This window comes from Haliea sp. E17, from assembly GCF_048323675.1.
In the GTDB taxonomy this organism is placed as follows: domain Bacteria; phylum Pseudomonadota; class Gammaproteobacteria; order Pseudomonadales; family Halieaceae; genus Mangrovimicrobium.
Map to the genome: position 1 here is coordinate 37,403 of NZ_JBLWFK010000006.1, position 16,759 is coordinate 54,161.

The 16,759-nt window shown below is 62.3% G+C and carries 13 protein-coding genes; 4 read left to right on the forward strand and 9 right to left on the reverse strand.

Going from position 1 to position 16,759, the window contains the following annotated elements:
• Positions 1 to 73: 73 nt before the first annotated feature.
• Positions 74 to 2,425 carry a TonB-dependent receptor gene (locus tag ACNKU3_RS16245; RefSeq protein ID WP_418260591.1) on the reverse strand — a complete coding sequence of 784 codons (2,352 nt, stop codon included), beginning with the start codon at positions 2,423 to 2,425 and terminating at the stop codon, positions 74 to 76.
• Between the two features lie 332 nt (positions 2,426 to 2,757).
• Here ACNKU3_RS16245 and ACNKU3_RS16250 point away from each other — a divergent pair, with 332 nt between their 5' ends.
• A complete protein-coding gene (locus ACNKU3_RS16250; protein ID WP_418260592.1) occupies positions 2,758 to 3,729 on the forward strand; it encodes a LysR family transcriptional regulator in 972 nt (323 codons plus the stop codon).
• 89 nt (positions 3,730 to 3,818) lie between these two features.
• Here the strand turns inward: ACNKU3_RS16250 and ACNKU3_RS16255 are convergent, their stop codons facing one another.
• Entirely contained in the window at positions 3,819 to 4,709 is an 891-nt protein-coding gene (locus ACNKU3_RS16255; RefSeq protein ID WP_418260593.1) for a DUF4437 domain-containing protein, read from the reverse strand.
• Between the two features lie 273 nt (positions 4,710 to 4,982).
• On the opposite strand from ACNKU3_RS16255, the gene ACNKU3_RS16260 reads away from it, so the two are divergent.
• The 3 genes from ACNKU3_RS16260 to ACNKU3_RS16270 all read left to right on the forward strand — a co-directional run bounded on the left by ACNKU3_RS16260 (position 4,983) and on the right by ACNKU3_RS16270 (position 8,172).
• Positions 4,983 to 6,212, forward strand: a complete 1,230-nt coding sequence (locus tag ACNKU3_RS16260) for a class I SAM-dependent methyltransferase (RefSeq protein WP_418260594.1) — start codon at positions 4,983 to 4,985, stop codon at positions 6,210 to 6,212.
• Positions 6,209 to 6,577, forward strand: coding sequence for a hypothetical protein (locus tag ACNKU3_RS16265; protein WP_418260595.1), 369 nt, complete (start codon positions 6,209 to 6,211; stop codon positions 6,575 to 6,577). The genes ACNKU3_RS16260 and ACNKU3_RS16265 overlap by 4 nt, the downstream gene beginning before the upstream one ends.
• Before the next feature lie 68 nt (positions 6,578 to 6,645).
• Positions 6,646 to 8,172: an aldehyde dehydrogenase family protein gene (locus ACNKU3_RS16270; RefSeq protein WP_418260597.1), complete on the forward strand. Its 1,527-nt coding sequence runs from the start codon at positions 6,646 to 6,648 to the stop codon at positions 8,170 to 8,172.
• A gap of 90 nt (positions 8,173 to 8,262) precedes the next feature.
• Here ACNKU3_RS16270 and ACNKU3_RS16275 read toward each other — a convergent pair whose 3' ends face one another.
• The 7 genes from ACNKU3_RS16275 to ACNKU3_RS16305 all read right to left on the reverse strand — a co-directional run bounded on the left by ACNKU3_RS16275 (position 8,263) and on the right by ACNKU3_RS16305 (position 16,731).
• Positions 8,263 to 8,976, reverse strand: a complete 714-nt coding sequence (locus ACNKU3_RS16275; protein WP_418260598.1) for an SDR family oxidoreductase — start codon at positions 8,974 to 8,976, stop codon at positions 8,263 to 8,265.
• Positions 8,977 to 9,041: 65 nt separating this feature from the next.
• Positions 9,042 to 9,956: a hypothetical protein gene (locus ACNKU3_RS16280; RefSeq protein ID WP_418260599.1), complete on the reverse strand. Its 915-nt coding sequence runs from the start codon at positions 9,954 to 9,956 to the stop codon at positions 9,042 to 9,044.
• A 3-nt stretch (positions 9,957 to 9,959) separates the two neighbouring features.
• Positions 9,960 to 10,706 (reverse strand): Asp/Glu racemase, encoded by a 747-nt coding sequence (locus ACNKU3_RS16285; RefSeq protein WP_418260600.1) that lies wholly within the window; start codon positions 10,704 to 10,706, stop codon positions 9,960 to 9,962.
• 11 nt (positions 10,707 to 10,717) lie between these two features.
• A complete protein-coding gene (locus tag ACNKU3_RS16290; RefSeq protein ID WP_418260601.1) occupies positions 10,718 to 11,911 on the reverse strand; it encodes an FAD-dependent oxidoreductase in 1,194 nt (397 codons plus the stop codon).
• A 265-nt stretch (positions 11,912 to 12,176) separates the two neighbouring features.
• The gene (locus ACNKU3_RS16295; protein WP_418260602.1) at positions 12,177 to 13,100 is read right to left on the reverse strand and encodes a DUF1838 family protein; all 924 of its coding nucleotides are present in this window, start codon (positions 13,098 to 13,100) and stop codon (positions 12,177 to 12,179) included.
• Between the two features lie 93 nt (positions 13,101 to 13,193).
• Positions 13,194 to 15,566 carry a TonB-dependent receptor gene (locus tag ACNKU3_RS16300; RefSeq protein ID WP_418260603.1) on the reverse strand — a complete coding sequence of 791 codons (2,373 nt, stop codon included), beginning with the start codon at positions 15,564 to 15,566 and terminating at the stop codon, positions 13,194 to 13,196.
• 235 nt (positions 15,567 to 15,801) lie between these two features.
• Positions 15,802 to 16,731: a hydroxymethylglutaryl-CoA lyase gene (locus ACNKU3_RS16305; RefSeq protein ID WP_418260604.1), complete on the reverse strand. Its 930-nt coding sequence runs from the start codon at positions 16,729 to 16,731 to the stop codon at positions 15,802 to 15,804.
• Between the last annotated feature and the right edge of the window lie 28 nt (positions 16,732 to 16,759).

Sequence of the window (16,759 nt, forward strand, 5' to 3'; positions counted from 1 at the left end):
AGCACTACAACAGGCGAAACGAAAAAAGTCACCGGGCGATCGTAATCGCCGCGGTGACAGGCAGGACTGGATATCAGAAGGTGTACTTGGCTTCAACGCCGTAGGTTCTCGGCTGGGCGAGACCGTAGACAATGCCGGAGTGGTTACCAAAGTAGGCAAATGAGGCGTCAAACGCGAAGTAGTCGTACGACGTGGTGTAGCTGTCGTTGTCGAATACGTTGTCCACGTAGGCCTGCAGCTGCAGGTTGCCGAAGGTGACCCCGCCACGCAGGTTCACGCGCTGGATGTCATCGGTCTTGAGGAAGTTCGCCGGGTTGGACCACATGCCGGACTTGTAGATGTAGTCGGCGCGGGCGAACCAGGGCTGGGCACCTTCAAAGGGCAGGACGCCGTCATACTGGACGCCGATGTTACCGGAGTACTCGGAGACACCGGGCTGCTCCTGGCCGGAGAAGTCGCTGATGCCGGTCAGGGAGGTCAGCTGGGCGTTGTTGAACGACTTGATGTCGGAACCGGTGTAGGCGGCGGCCACATTGACATTGATATTGTCGGTTGCAGACCAGTAGGCTTCCAGTTCGAGACCATAGAGGTCGACCTCACCGGTGTTGCCCACGCCGGAGAACGATGTCGCTGTTTCACCACCGGGCTCGACCACAACGATATTGATCCGGTTGATCTGCTTCTTCCAGTTGGCATAGTAGGCCGCTACAGCGTAGTTCAGAGTGCCGCCGAACAGGGAACCCTTGGCGCCCAGCTCGTAGTTCTGCACTTCCTCAGGATCGACGGTCAGGGTGATACCCGCTTCCGCGGCCAGTTCCTGCAGGTAATCGCTCTGCGAGAGCAGCCCCAGGTTGAAGGCAGAGGGGTTCACACCCTCGGAATAGGAGCCGTAGACCATCAGGTCGTCGGATACCTCGTAGTCCAGGATGAAACGGGGCAGGAAGTTGGTGAACTCCTTCGACAGGATCTTCTTGCCGGAAACATCCAGCGCAGTCAGGGTATCTTCCTGGTAGCGGCCTTCGATGCTGGCGGTGAGGGCGTCGGTGATTTCGTAGCTCGCACCGAAGAACAGGCCCAGGGTTTCCGCCTGGTTTTCCCCGCTGGGAGTTACCGAATCCGGCGCCGGCAGGAAAGACAGGAGCGTGGTCAGGGTGCTTTCGGTGCTCGCATCCAGGTAACTCGCACCCACAGTACCGCGGAACTTGCCGCCTTCATCGTAGTTCAGGCGCAGTTCCTGGGAGAAATCGTCCTGCTTTCTCTCGACCAGGAAGCCATAGTTGAAAGCGTCGCTGCCGTAGTGGTCGATATCGTTGAGGAGGATCCACTCTTCCTGGTTGTAGCCGGTCAGCGAAGACACGGAGAAACCGCTGTCGCCGAGATCCCAGTCCACGGTGACATGGCCGTGCCGGTACTGGCGATGCATACCGTAGTCATCGAGCATGTCGGTGTCGGTCAGGCGGTTGGTGGACTTTTTCAGCAGCGCCTTGACGTCGTCAGTGGCCTTGGTGTTGTAGCTGAGCGGGTCGGCCTTGTCCTTCGGGGTGCCGCAGAAGTAGGGGTTGCCGTTGAGCTCACAGTTGGGCTGGCCGTGTACCAGTAGGTTGCCGTAGAAATCGGAGATGTCGACAGCGGATTCGAACGCAGATGCCGCCGGACCGTCTTCGTCGTCGGACAGGAAACCGAAGGCCTTGATGGTGAGGTTGTCAGTGGGCGTCAACTCGATGTACAGGTTACCCATGGTGGTTTCCTGGTCGCCGAGGGTGCCACCATCGACAAAGTGGTTATCCCAGGCGCCTTCCTTCGAGTACTGCTCAGCGGAGGCGCGGAATTTGAGCACGTCCTCGATCAGCGGTCCTTCGACCTCACCACGCATGCGGTAGTACTCGTACTTGCCGAGGGTCAGGTCGATCGACCCGCCCCATTCGTCGGCAGGTGTCCGGTTGACGATATTGATCGCACCGGCGAAGGTGTTCCGGCCGAAGTAGGCGCTCTGTGGCCCGCGCAGGATTTCCACGCGCTCCGGGGTGCCGATAGAGGAAATCGCGGTGGTGGAAGAGACCGGCACGCCGTCGATGAACATGGAAACGGTGGTTTCCACTCCGCTGCTGGGTGAGAAACCGCGCAGGGTGAACGTCTGCACCGTACGGTCGGTCTTGCCGCTGAAGTTGTCCGAGACGACAAAACCCGGCGTGGTATCCGCCAGGTCGGCAATGGCCACGAGGCCGCGTTTCTCGATATCGTCGGCGGAAACCGCGGATACCGCCACTGGAATGTCCGCGAGTTTCTCTTCCCGTTTCCGGGCAGTAACCACAATTTCCTCGATCGCGCTCTGCGCGTATACCGGCGCTGCGCTGCTGAAGGCAAATACCGAAGCCAGCGCCCCCAGGGTGCCGGGCACTATCTTAACTACTGGTTTACGTAACATTTCAGGATAACCCCCAATTCGATTTTCAATGCACTCTGAGTGACTCGCGAACGCCGTCAACGAGCCCAGTTCTTCTTGCGGTTTGGCTGGTCTTCTTCACAGTCTGGCTGCCTTGCTCGAGACCTTAACACTAATGTTATATTATTAGTACATTATATTTTTATGGCAGGCAAGTGGTTTTTCTGCGCAATCTCCCGGCGATTCAGGGCCGGTGTTCTCCCCGCCGCCCGAATCGCGCCTATAATTGACCCCAGTTGCCCACCCCCGCAGGAATCGTGGAAACGCCAACGCCGTATGACAAGCCCTGACCAGAACGCCTCCGGGAGCGCCGGATGAGCAGCAGCCGACTCCCCGCCCGCATTGGCACTTTCCGGCAACTGGAAATCCTGATGGCGATCGCCGAATCCGGCGGTATCGCCGCAGCGGCTGACAGGCTGCACCTCAGCCAGCCCACGGTTTCCATGCAGATGAAAAAGCTCGCCGACAATATCGGGGCACCGCTCTACGACCTGTCCGGGCGCCGCCTGGCACTCACCCACGCCGGCGAACTGGTGCTGCAGCACGCCCGGGAGATCTTCGACTGCACCGACCGACTGGAGATGGCCCTGGACCAGCTGCGCGGCATGCACAAGGGCCGCCTGAGCATTGGCATTGTCAGCTCGGCGGAGTACTTCGCGCCGCATCTGCTCGGCCCGTTCTACCGGCGCTACCCCTCCATCGAAGTCGCCTTCAATGTCGGTAACCGCGAAGAACTCTCCGCTCGGCTGAAGAACAATCTGGATGACCTCTATATTTTCGGCTTCCCGCCGACCGATACCGACGTCGAACTCACCGAACTTGGCGAGAACCACCTGGTGGTCATCGCGCCCAAAGGTCACCCCCTGGCCACGCGGCAACGGCTGCGCTGGGAAGACATTGCGGATGAGCTGTTTATCGTCCGTGAGGAAGGCGCCGGAACCCGGATCGCCGTGGAGCATCACCTCCAGCGGCTCGGCTACTCCCTGCGCCACCAGCTGACCATCGCCAGCAACGAGGGCATCAAGCACGCAGTGCTGGCGCGCATGGGCCTGGCCATCGTACCCAGCCTGTGCCTGGACGAGGGCGACCAGCGGGAGCTGGTGCAACTGCCGGTGGCCGGTTTTCCCCTGCTCGACCACTGGAACCTGGTATTTCGCCGGGGCAAGACCTTTTCGGTGGTCGCGGAGACCTGTCGCCAGTATTTGCTCGACGAGGGCCGGGCCATGTACCGCGAGGCGACATTGTACTGGGAACAGCACCAGCGACCCAAGCTTCCCACCCGCTGAGCGGAGTGCACAGCCACAAAAAAAAGGGGGGCCGAAGCCCCCACTGGATTGTGCATGGCGTCCGCCGCAGCGAACGCGCCAGACCCGACTCAGCTGTAGTAGGGGTCTTTCATCGGCCCGACCGACCGCGAGCGAACCGGCTGCAGCGGCACCGGCGCCTGGGTGTGCGGGTAGTCCGGGCCCCAGTTGACCGGGTCGCCCTTCATTTCCATGGAGCCGTTCTCGGTGTACCAGTCGACGAGGTCGCCGTCACAGCGCAGCAGCCAGACAGTGCCTTCGGGGCCCGCGGTAAAGTCGCCGTGGCGCACCAGTGCCGGACGGAAGAAGTAGACACCGGGCCACTGCTCGCCGAAGTTGAAGTCGAAGGACCCCTCCAGGGTATAGGCCTCCTCGAACACGGGGTGGTGGGCCAGGGGGTGTTCGCGCCAGTTCGGCTTGGCCTTGATCAGGCGGGTGTAGAAGCCGGTCTTCGGGTCGCGGTAGAGGAGCTTGATAAACAGGCCGGGCACCGGAGTGCCGCCGAGGTCGAAACGCATGGGACTGCCCTGCTCGACGTCGATCCACTCCATCTCGTCGGTGCGCTTGATGACCAGTTCGCAGCCTTCAACCACGTCGTCGGCGTCCTTGTCCGAGGGGATGAAGGTCCAGTCGCCGTATTCGCGGAACAGCAGGATTTCGGTATCGGCCTTTACTTCCAGCGCCGGGCACAGCACGCCTTTGGGGGTACACCAGTAACCGCCCTCACCGAGGATTTCGTCGCCGATTTTTACTTCGCCCTTGAGCACATACCACTCGGTCTGGGCCACGTGCACGCCGGAGGGGCGGCTCCAGTCGGTGTCGAAGTGCACTTTCAGCGAAGCAGATCCGTCTTCCTCGTCGTAGCTGAGGTTGCGCTGGCGGGCGGTGCCGGTCGCGCCCATGAGTTCCGCGGGGTGGAAGATAAGGTCTTTCTCGTCGATCATTTCAACGTGGGGTCGCATGCTGCCTCCTGAATCGTGGCCTGGCGATGAACAGTGCAGCCAGACTACCGCGGAACACTAAATAGATTAAAATAGATTTTATTTATCTTTTATATAGATTTTTATCTATATATCAAATCCAGCCCGCCGGAATCACCGGAGCGTTTTCCCGGCATGATATTTGTCAATGTGAAAGCCGCGAGTCCGTTTATAGAATCGGTAAACCGCGACGCGAACCCGCGATCCCGCAGGGTGTTCAAGGCCCGCCGGCATCGCCCGACAAGGAGCACCGCTATGCTCAATTGCTTTCAGCAGGCACCCCATGGAATGCTGCCCGAGACCACCCACGACGAGGCCTCCCGGCAGGAATTCGCCAAGAGCCTGAAGGGCTTCATCCAGGCGCAGCTGCTGCCGGGCCTGGAACCCGTCTACCAGAAGCGGGTGGCGAAGAATTTCGAGCGCGAAAACGGCAGGGCGCCGGAGAACCGCCACGACATCCGCAAGGCGATGGTCAGGGACCCCTACTTCCAGCTCTACGCCTCGATCAACCGGATCGCCCAGGAACTGCTCTGGGAGTCCACCAACGTCAGTATCGAGCGCCAGCTGCCGGAGCTGATTGAAAAGGCCCGCGCCTATTCGGCCGCTTCCTCCGCTGAACTGGACATCCCCGGGGGCTTCGAGCCGCCGCGCTACGTCAGCGCACTGGATATCCACTGCATGCCCGGGGGCTACTGCGCCGAGGTCACCACCGATGACGTCGCCGCCGGTGTGCTTTACGATCGCGGTGTCTACCTCTACACCATGGGCTACACCGGCCCCAACAACGATGACATGGGTCGCTCGGTGTGTAATTACCTGAAGCGCAACATGCCCGACTTCAAGCCGCGCCGCATCCTCGACATGGGCTGCACCGTGGGCCACTCCACCCTGCCCTACCGGGAGTACTTCCCCGAGGCGGAGATCTGGGGTATCGACGTCGGCGCGCCAGTGGTGCGCTACGCCCACGCCCGCGCCGAGGCCATGGGCAAGCCGGTCAACTTCGCCCAGATGAACGCCGAGGAAACCCGCTTCGAAGACGGCTATTTCGACCTGGTGGTCAGCCACATCCTGCTGCACGAGACCAGTGGCAAGGCCATGCCGCGCATCTTCAACGAGTGCGAGCGCCTGCTGGCCCCGGGCGGCCTGATGATCCACGCCGACCTGCCGCCCTTCGACCTGATGGACCCCTTTACCCAGTTCATCCTCGACAACGAAACCTGGTACAACAACGAACCCTTCTGGGGCGCCATGCGCGACATGGACCAGATCGAACTGGCGGAAAAGGCCGGCTTCCCCCGCGAGCAGGTGCGCTTCGACACCGCGCCGATGGCAGTCATGGAGTTCAACGCCCAGTCCGCCGGCTACGACGCCGCGTCCACCGGCGAGGTCGCCGACCGCGACTTTACCGCGGGCGAATTCGCGCCCGGCGGCGGCTGGGAAGTTCTCATCGCCCACAAACCCCAACGCAAGCACGAGGCCGCATGATGTCCGAGACAACCGACAACCGCCCCCACGTGATCAAGGACTCGCGCGGCAAGCGCCCGGCGTTCTACGCCGCCGAGGGCCTCGACAACCTCACCTCCATGGTCATGGTACTGGCCAGCGAACTGACCGTACTGCGGGACCGCCTGGACGCCGCCGAACGCGTGGCCAAAGCCAACGGCATCGACCTGGCCGCCGGCATCGACGCGCTGGAACTGGACGAGGACGCACTGCGCAGCCGCGAAAGCTGGCGCCAGGGTTTCTTCGACCGCCTGTTCTACCTGGCGCGCAAGGAGGCCAACGAGGCCGCCAATGCCGAAACCCGGGAGAGCTACGACCAGACCATCGAGGATATCGCGGTCAAGTAAGCCGCGCGCCGGGCCCGGCAGCGGCCCGGCAATTCCAGAACCACCTTGCCGATATATTCCGGAGCACCATGAGCTACCAGCATCTCCAGCAGATCACCGCCCCCACCCCCGGCAGCGAGCTCGCCAGGGCACTTCTCACCACTGCCGGGGAACGCCAGCTGTTCATCAACGGCGAGTACACGCCGGGAAGTAGCGGGGAATATATCGACACCTGCGACCCGGCCACCGGCCAGGTCCTGGCCCGGATCAGCAACGCCAGTGCCGCGGACATCGACCGCGCCGTGGCCGCCGCCCGCAATGCCCTCAGCGGTCCCTGGGCGAGCATGACACCGATCGAGCGCAGCACCCTGCTGATTCGCATCGCGGAAAAAATCGAGGCCCACATCGACGAACTCGCCGAGCTCGAAATTCTCGACCAGGGCAAGGCCTGGGCGGTGGCCCGCTGGGCGGAAATCCCCGCCGCCGCCAACCAGTTCCGCTACTTCGCCGGCCAGGCCATGAGCATCGAGGGGCGCACCATTACCACCTCGGTGAACTACCAGCCCCAGGGCAAGCAGGTGCAGGCCTGGACGGTGCGCGAGCCGGTGGGCGTGGTGGCGGCGATCACCCCGTGGAATTCACCGCTGGTGCTCACCGCGATGAAACTGGCCCCGGCCTTCGCCGCCGGCTGCAGCGTGGTGCTGAAGCCCGCCGAACTGACCTCCCTCAGCGCGCTGCGCCTGTGTGAGCTGATCCACGAAGCGGGACTGCCCGCGGGTGTCCTCAACGTCATCACCGGCGACGGCCGCACTGCGGGCGCAGCGCTGGCGGCGCATCCCGGCGTCGACAAGGTCGCTTTCACCGGCTCGACCGCCACCGGCCGGGCGGTGCTCGCCGCCAGCGGCTCGAACCTGAAGCGCGTCACCCTGGAACTGGGCGGCAAGTCGCCGGCGATCGTATTGCCCGACGCCGAGCTCGACATCACCATTCCCGGCGTCGCCAACGGCATCTTCTTTAACGGCGGCCAGGTTTGCGTGGCCAACTCCCGGGCCTATATCCACCGTTCCATCTTCGACCAGGTCGTCGAGGGCATCGCCGACTACGGCCGCAACATGCAGCTGGGGCACGGCCTCGACCAGGCCACCCAGATGGGACCGCTGGTATCGAAGGCACAGGCCGACCGGGTGCTGTCCTTTATCGACGGTGCAAAACGCGACGGCGCCTCGGTCCTGTGTGGCGGTGAACAGCTGGGCCCCAACGGCACTTTCATCACGCCGACGGTGATCACCGGCACCCGCAACGACATGCCGGTGCACTGCGACGAGGTCTTCGGCCCGGTACTGGTAGCCGAACCCTACGACGACATCGACGAGGCCATCGCCTGGGCCAACGACAGCGAGTACGGCCTCGCCGGCAGCCTGTGGACCCGGGACCTGTCCAGCGCCCAGCGCCTGTCGCGGGCGGTGAAGGCCGGTACGGTCTGGATCAACACCCACTCGATGTTCGACGCCTCCCTGCCCATCGGCGGCATGAAACAGTCCGGCTATGGGCGCGAAAGCGGCCAGCTGGCGATGGACAACTACCTCGAGTGGAAGACCATCTGCGCCGTGGTATAAACCGCGCCCGAACAAAAAAACCCGGTCGGGAAATTCCCGACCGGGTTTTTTATTACCGATCCGTCACCGGCCAGGCTTTCGGCGAAGTGCCTACCAGGCGACTTCCTCGCCCAGCAGGTTGATAAAGCGGCCGCTATCGTCCGGGCCGAGGCCGGCGATCACCTGCAGCTGCCGGCTGACGCTCTCCACTACCGGCCACTGGGCGTCAGCGCCGCCAAGATCTGTCTGCGTCCAGCCCGGGGCCATGGAAACCACGCTGATACCCTGCCCGGCCAGGTCGTGGGAAAGCCCCCTGGTCACCATATTCAGGGCCGCCTTGCTGCTGCGATAGGCGTAGCTCTGTCCCTGGGTATTGTTGGCGATGGAGCCGAGGTCGGAGGACATCATCACCACCAGCGGCTGTGCGGCGAGCTGCAGCTGCGGCGCCAGGGCCATGGTGATACGAAAGGGCGCGATGGTATTGATGCGGAAAATCTCCTCCCACAGCGCGTAATCCATCCCCACCACCGACTGGGCCGCGGCATCCGTCGCCCAGCTGCCGCCGTACATGCCGGCATTGTTGACCAGTACATCGATCGGTTCGCCCGCCAGCGCCTGCGCCAGCGCGGCCACCGAGTCGGCGCTGCCGGCTTCCAGGGCGCAAATGCGCAACTGCCCGGGATGTGCCGACTGCAACACCGCCAGCGCGTCGGCCTGTTCGGGCGCACGCGCCGTGGCGATCACCTGCTGCCCCCCTGCGAGCAGCTGGCGTACGTACTCCAGGCCGATACCGCGATTGGCACCGGTAATCATCCAGGTCGCCATGTTCTGTCACTCCTTTTTGATAGGCAAAAAAAAGCCCGGGCATGGAGACCCGGGCAAACATGCAGTTAACTTAACTGCCCTGGTATATGTTCCTCGTGGCACTGCAGGTACCACTCGGCAATTTCCTCGCGGGTCGCCCACCACACGCCGGGCAGCGACTTGGCGTGCTCGATAAACTCACGCAGCGCGCGCACCCGGTAGGCACGACCGGATACATGCGGGTGCAGGCCGACGTTCATGATGCGGGCCTGGGTTTCACCTTCCCGGTAGAGGGTGTCGAGCTCCTCGATCAGGATGTCGCGGTACTCGTCGGTGGTGTGGTTGCGCCGGGTGATGATGGTGAAGTCGTTGATCTCGTTCGAATAGGGAACCGAGACGATCGGGCCCTTGTCGGTGCGGATCATGAAGGGTTGGTCGTCGTTCATGATGTCGCAGTAGAACTTGAACCCTTCCTCCGCCAGGATCGCGGGCGTATTCAGGGTGCCGCGCAGGGAAGACGACAGCCAGCCCATGGGCCGGCGGCCGACGTGCTCCTCGTACATGGCGATGGAGCGGGAAATGACCTCGCGCTCGCGAGCCTCGTCGTGGGCGAAGTCCGTCAGCAATTCACCCTGCTCGTAGTTGTGCGCCAGCAGTTCCCAGCCGCGGTCCAGGCAGGCCTGGACCATGGCGTTACGGCGCTCGAAGGTCACCGCGTTGGTGGTGCAGCTGGCCTTGACCCCGAGCTCGTCGAACAGGTCATAGAGGCGCCAGATGCCCACGCGCTGGCCGTATTCCCGCCAGCTGTAGTTGGGGTAGTCGGGAATGTTGCCCGGCAGCGTGTTGGGCAGGATCGCCGGTCCGCCCGCGTAGTAGGGCTGATCGTAATCCTTGACCAGGTCCCAGGTTTCGAGGTTGAAGGTGAGGATCAGGGCGACGCGCTTGCCGTCGGGCCAGCGCAGCTGGCCCCGTTCGGGCATGGGTACATAATCGTACTGCATGGATCAGTGCTCCTCGAGGAGGCGACCGAAACCGGACATGCGATCGGGGATGCCGTAGGCGCGCAGCGCGTGCCAGTAGGTCGCGGTGTTGATCGCGATCACCGGCTTGCCCAGTTCCAGTTCCAGTTGCGCGGCCTGTTTCACCATCGACAGGTTGGTGCCCACCTGGATGATCGCCTCGACCTCGTCACCGTCGATTTCCGCTACCGCCTCGCGCACCATGGTCGGTGTGGTTTCCGCGATCGCGGTCCAGCTCGGACGGCGCAGGGGCACGTCGCGGACAGTCTCGTAGCCGTGGTCGCTGAGGAAGTTTTTCACCTCGGTGTTGGCCACCGGGAAGTAGGGCGACAGGAAGGAGACCTTCTTGAAGTTGCCCAGGGCCTTGAGCGCGGCAACCACGGACTCGGAGCCGGTGGAGATCCGCAGGCCGGACACTTCCTCGATGTTCTGCTTCCACTTCGCCGCGCCCTCGGCGCCGCCGTAGAAAGTCACCGCCGACATGCCCATGACCAGGTAGTCGGGGGCGCAGGTCAGCACGCCCTTCACCGCGTCCACGGTGCAGCGATCGATTTCCAGCGTGCCCTGCATGAAGGACTCGTCGGAAATCGCCTGGGCGTTCTGGATGATGATGCGGCTGTAGTGGTTGGTGACGCCCACCGGGCGCATGTCATCGAAATCGGGCTGAACGATCGTGTTGGTCGAGGGGCCAAGCACGCCAAATTTTGCACGGTAACCGAGGGCATCAGGCATTTTCCAATCTCCTAGTTTGCGGTCCTGGATTCTTCCAGGCTGGTGTACATCGCCTGGCGACGCAGGAACGCGCGGCGGCGTTCGGGGTCGTCACGGGTTTCTTTCATTTCCTGCAGGCGCAGGGCGTGATTTTCCTCCGGGCTGTGCTCCAGCAGTTTCTTGTTCTGCATGGTCTGGGCCTGGATAAAGCGGTGGGTGACCGGACGGCGTTCAGCGTCAAATGCCTCGAAACGCGCGTCGTCGTGCCCCTTGTCGAGGTTTGCCTTGATCTTGTCGCACAGGCACCAGGCATCGTGGATGCCGCTGTTCATGCCGAAGCCGCCGAGGGGGTTGTTGAGGTGGGCGGCGTCGCCCACCAGGCCGACGCGGCCGTGGTCGAAGCGGGTCGCCACCCGCTGGTGTACGCGATAGATGGTGCGGTGCTCGGTCTCCACGTCTTCCCGGCCGATCAGGTCGCGGAACACCTGGTTTTTCTTCTCGTCCGAGCGCAGCCACTCATCCGGCTGGTCTTCCTTCGCCGGCACCAGGATGCGCCAGACGCTGGGCACCCGCAGCAGCACCATCCACTCCTTCGGATCGGAGACATAATTCACGTAGGCCAGGTTGTCGATGTAATCGCGCAACTCCACCTTGGTGGAGAGGGTCAGGAAACGTTCGGGATAGGTGAAACCGTCGAACTGTACGCCCAGCCATTTGCGGATGATGGAGTTGCCGCCGTCGGCTGCGACCAGGTATTTGGCACGCACTTTCTCGATGGAGAAGGGGCCTTCCAGCGCGACCTCGACGCCCTCGTCATCCTGGGTAAAGGCCACCACGCGCTGGTTGAAACGCACCTCGGCGTGGGGATGGTCTTCCAGCGCGTTGGCCATCATGTTGGCCAGCACGTACTGCTCGCATTGCAGGCGGTAGGGAAAGCGGGTTTCGTCGGCCAGTTCGGAGAGGTCGAAGGAAACCAGTTCACCGCTCTCGCGCTCGCGGAAATGGTATTCCGGGGCTTTCAGGCCTTTCTCGATGAGTTTATCCGCCATGCCCAGTTCATCCAGCATTTCCAGCGTGGGCGGGTGGAAAGTCGATGCGCGCAGGTCGAGGGCGCAGTCAGGGCCCGCCTCCACCAGCAGCACGTCGATGCCCATACTCGCCAACCGGTACGCCGCCACGGTACCCACGGGGCCCGCTCCGGCGACAATGACCTGGGGGTTTTTCATAACGTTTTCACCCTGAGAAATGTCGATAAAATCCGTCTCCAGTACGCCGAGTTGACCAGAGGTACGCAGACGGCGCTGAGTCCGGAGACAGCACCGTCGTACCCGCTGTCGCAGGTCGTTTCAGTGCAAGCTGGGGTCAGTTTAGAAAGACGCCGGCGCGGTCGACCATGACATTCGTCAACTCCGCGGCGAAATTCATCAAAGGTGATTCTCCAGCCTTCCATACCAGCCCTCCTCGGTTTACGTGGCAAGCAGACAGGCGCTATTACTCGGGCTTGCGCGCCTTTTTGTAATCGATAACGTCGAGGCGAGGCTCTTTCCAGGACTCGAAATCGAAAATTTCCGGGACGCGCTTCTCAATACCCTTCAACACACCCGAAGGCAGGTCGTCCAGCGTGCGGTACTTGGTGCCATAAGCCCTGCCGTAGGTCCTCCCGGCGTGACCTCCCAGGCCCAGCCAGGGGTGCCAGCTGCCGAGGTTCTGGAACTGCAGGAACGCGGGCGCCATGCTCAGGGAGGGGTCGAGGATATCGCTGACTTCCGCCGCTGCGACCAGCAGTGAATCCCAGTAACGGGTGGTGCCGGAAGAGCTTTTTGGCCACTCCTTCGGGTCGAAGGGGTTGGGCATGGCCATGTGGGCGGCTGTGGGCACGAACAACTTGTCGCCCATGACCTCCATGCGCAGCACTTCGGGACTCAACTCCGCCACACCGCCGGTGATGACCCCATCGGGACCGATCTCCACTTTCAGCGGCCCGCCGATAAAATCCCACACCTTGCGTTTCTCGCCAGTGACCGGGTTTTCCCAGACATCCAGCACCTCGTCGGTATCGAACTTGCAGTACACGCCGCATTCCGCGCCGACGCTGAGGTAGTTGCCGTTGGGCAGGGGCTTCCAGCGGGTGATGTTGAGGTTGTTCATGGTGAAGAACGGCACGAGGTTGCCATCGTGCAGGTAGCCGTAGAGGTGCAGGCGGTAAAAGGTGTAGACCAACTCTTCCTCTATCGAGCCCAGGGTCTTGGCCCTCACCTTTGCCCGCAGGGCAGGGTCTTCCAGGTCGAGTCTTCCCGCCGGCGTTTCCGCGGCCGAAAGTGCGCCGGAATGACCCAGCCCGGCAGCGGCCAGCGCCGCAACACCCAGGCCGGAGCCGAGCACAGCCCTTCGGCTGATGGTTTCCGAATCTTTCATAGCGACAGAACTCCAGTAAATTCCTGATTGGGGCGAATCCGGACCGCGGCAAGTGCAACTGCCACGGTCCGGTTCAGGTGGACTACACCTCGATCAGAAGCGGTAGTTCATGGTCACGCCGAACTGGCGCGGATTGGGCATAGCCGCTTCCACTGCGGAGAGCTGGAAGTAGTAGGGGTCGGCCGCGCTGTCGCCCTGGGAGCGGGCCCACTCCAGGGTGTCGTCGTCGAACAGGTTGTTGACGAAAACGGTGACATCCCAGGACTCGGTGAGCACTCCGCCGCGCAGGTGCGCCAGGGTCTGCGGATCGATCCAGGAGATATTGGCCAGCGAGGTGTAGCGCTTGTCGATATAGGTCGCATCGAGGCGGACGAACCAGTCAAGACCATTGGCGAACTGGTCGTCGTACTGCACGTAGGCAGCGGCCTGGGTCTCGGGTACCTGCGAGAACTTCTGGCCCTCGGCGTTTTCCTTGCCGAACACGATCTGCATCTGGCGGTCGTTCAGGGACTTGGTAATTTCCGAGTCCGCGTAGGAGAAGCTGCCGCCAACGGTCAGGTTCGACGTGATGCTGTAGGCGCCGTCGATCTCGATACCGGTGGTCTCGCTATCGCCGCCGGCCATCGGCACTGCGTTGAACACTTCACCGTCCGGCGCCGCGTTGAGCTCGATCACGCCGTCGCCATTCAGGTCGACCTGCATGCCGCCGAGCACCTGGCGGTCCGTCCACTCGAGGAAGTACACGGAGGTGTTCAGGTACCAGCGACCATCTGCGCTGCGGTGCTTCCAGCCCATCTCGTAGTTCTTCACCATTGCTTCCGGCGCCGACTCGGAAATGCCGTATTCACGCGCCACCGCCTGTTCTTCCGGGGTCAGCTCGAAATACACCGAGTAGCCCTGGGTGGGCTGGTTGCCCTCGGCGTAGTTGAGGTAGAAGTTGTTCTCCTCGTTCATCGACCACAACAGCAGCGCGCGCGGCAGGGTTGACTTGGTCTCGATGGCGAATTCGCCGGACGAATCCACCCCGCTGGTGATCTTGTCGGTCTGGCGACGCGCCTCGATGCTCAGGTTGAGATTCTCGGTAATGTCGAACCCGATACTGCCGAAAATGGAGTCGGTTTCGGTGTTGTTCTTCTGCAGCGCAAGCGGACCGAAGGGACCACCCGCGGATGGGCCGAACTCGGTACCGTAGATGAAGCCGCCACCGGTATTGAAATCTGCGTCGAGCCGGGCAACACCCACCATCCACTGCAGGCGGTCATCGCCAGGCGAGGCCAGGCGCAGTTCATAGGTTTCCTGCTTCTGTTCGTTGATGCTGTAGGACTGGTAACGATCAGTCGGGGTGCGCTCGAAGTCCTGCAGGTTGTCGATCGACTGCTCCTGGGTACTCACGGTGCCGGTCAGGCTGTAGCCGTCGAGGAAGAACCAGTCCATATTCGCGGAGAGCAGTTCGTGCTTCAGTTTCAGCTTGTGCTGGGTGAAGGGCAACAGTGACTCGGAGGCTTCGGGAACCTTTGAGTTGAGGGCCAGCGAATCGCTGTCCGGGGTTTTCAGGCCGCCGCAGTAGAACATGCTCGCCTGCTCCAGGGTCATTCCCGCGGGCAAGCCATAGAGCGAACGGTCCGGGGGCGGATTGACGAAGGGGCCGCAGTTGAAGTCCGTGTAGCGGGCAATCAACTGGGTTGCCGCCGGAGTATCCTCGTCGTCGCGCTTGCTGTAGCGCACCTTGAATGACAGGTCATCAGTCGGGGTAAAGGCGACCGTGCCGGAATAGTAGCGCTGCTCGGTGCCGCCGAGGTCACTGCCATCCAGCTGGTTCTCGTAGAAACCGTCGAATTCACGGCCATCGAAGGTGACCCGTGCGGCCAGCATGTCCTCGATGATCGGCCCCTCGACCGAACCATAGAGGCGGTAGTCGTTATCGGTGGCCATGGTGCTGCCAACCTTGCCCTTGAATTCATTGCCGGGGGTGGTGGTGATCATGCTGATGGCGCCGCCGAAGGTGGCGCGACCGAAGAGTGCCGACTGCGGTCCCTTGATCACCTCAACCCGCTGGATGTCCTCGACACCGATACCCGCGGGGCTGCCAATATAGGGTACGTTGTCGATGAAAACGGTCACCAGGTCGCGACGGTTATCGCCAGTGGCAGAGGTCTGGGCCATACCGCGGACCGAAAAATCGCTGTTGGCTCGCGAGGTGCCGCCATTGAAACTCAGGCCCGGGGTGAATTTGGTCAGGTCGGCCATGTTTTCGATGCCGCGCTCGGAAATCGCGTCGGCACTGAACGCCTGTATAGACAGTGGGGTATCCTGAATGGATTCATCCCGTTTACGCGCGGTTACAACGATCTCTTCGATACCGCCGCTTGCAGTTTTTCCCGTCGCAGAATCCTGAGCAACAACCGGCATCGCAGAGGCAATGGCGGCTGCCAGCAAAAGTCGCTGAGGCTTGAATGGTGTTGGCATAGCGTGGCTCCCCTTGGAATATCGCTATCAGTGGCTTTTCAATGGTGTGTTCTAACGGGCGCAAACACTATTAATAACTAATGATATATAAATGTATCTTTATGACTATATAATCCCCTCGCCAGACCGCAGATGTCAACGCTTTTCCGCGCTCCGGGGGAAGAGGCTGGACAGCGGCGCTGCCGGTCCGGCGGACAGGCAATACTCAGGGGAAGCGGGGAATATGCGCGCCCGTTCAGGCGCGCTCGAAACCCCTGGGAAGTCCCGCTGCGGGCGTGAAGCCGTAAATCTCCACATCGGGCATCGCCGCGGCGAGAAAGTCCCGGGCGCGCATCAGCGCCTCGAAGTCGATACCGGTTTTCATACCCATCGCCTCCACCAGGAATACCAGGTCCTCGGTGACAATGTTGCCGGAAGCGCCCGGGGCAAAGGGGCAGCCGCCAATACCGCCCATGGAGGCATCCACTGTAGTGATGCCCATATCCAGCGCCGCCAGCGCATTGGCGAGACCCTGGCCGCGGGTGTTGTGCAGGTGCACGCCATTCAGGCGGTCCCGGCCCACGGCATCCCAGACTTTCTTCACCAGCCGTCGCAGCTGGGCCGGGTTGGCATAGCCGGTGGTATCGGAAAGTCCCACCTCCGCACAACCCGCTTCGATGGCCGCCACCGCGAGTCGCACCACCAACTCCTCCGATACCGGCCCTTCGAGGGTGCAACCGAAGGCGGTGGACAGACCCACTTCGAAGTGAGGGCGCTGTTCCGCGGGCTGCTGCGCCACCAGGCTGGCGATCGCGGCAATTTCCTCCAGCATCTGGGCGTGGTTGCGGCGCACGTTCTTCAGGCTGTGGGTCTCGCTGACCGACAGCGGGATACTGATCTTGTGGGCACCGGCACGAACGGCATTCTCGGCGCCGCGCAGGTTGGGCACCAGCACCGCCACATCGAGACCGGGAATGGTCCGTGCGTGCGCGACGATTTCCGCGGTGTCTGCCATCTGCGGCAGTACACTGGGAGGCACGAACGAGCCCACTTCAATCTCCCGCAACCCGGCGGCGGCCAGCAGGCTGATCCACTCGCACTTGGCCTGGGTGGGCATGACCTGCGCGAGGCTCTGCAGTCCGTCCCGCGGCCCTACCTCACTCACCAGAATATCGACTTGCTCCATTGCGTCCTGTTTCCTCTATGTCTACGAC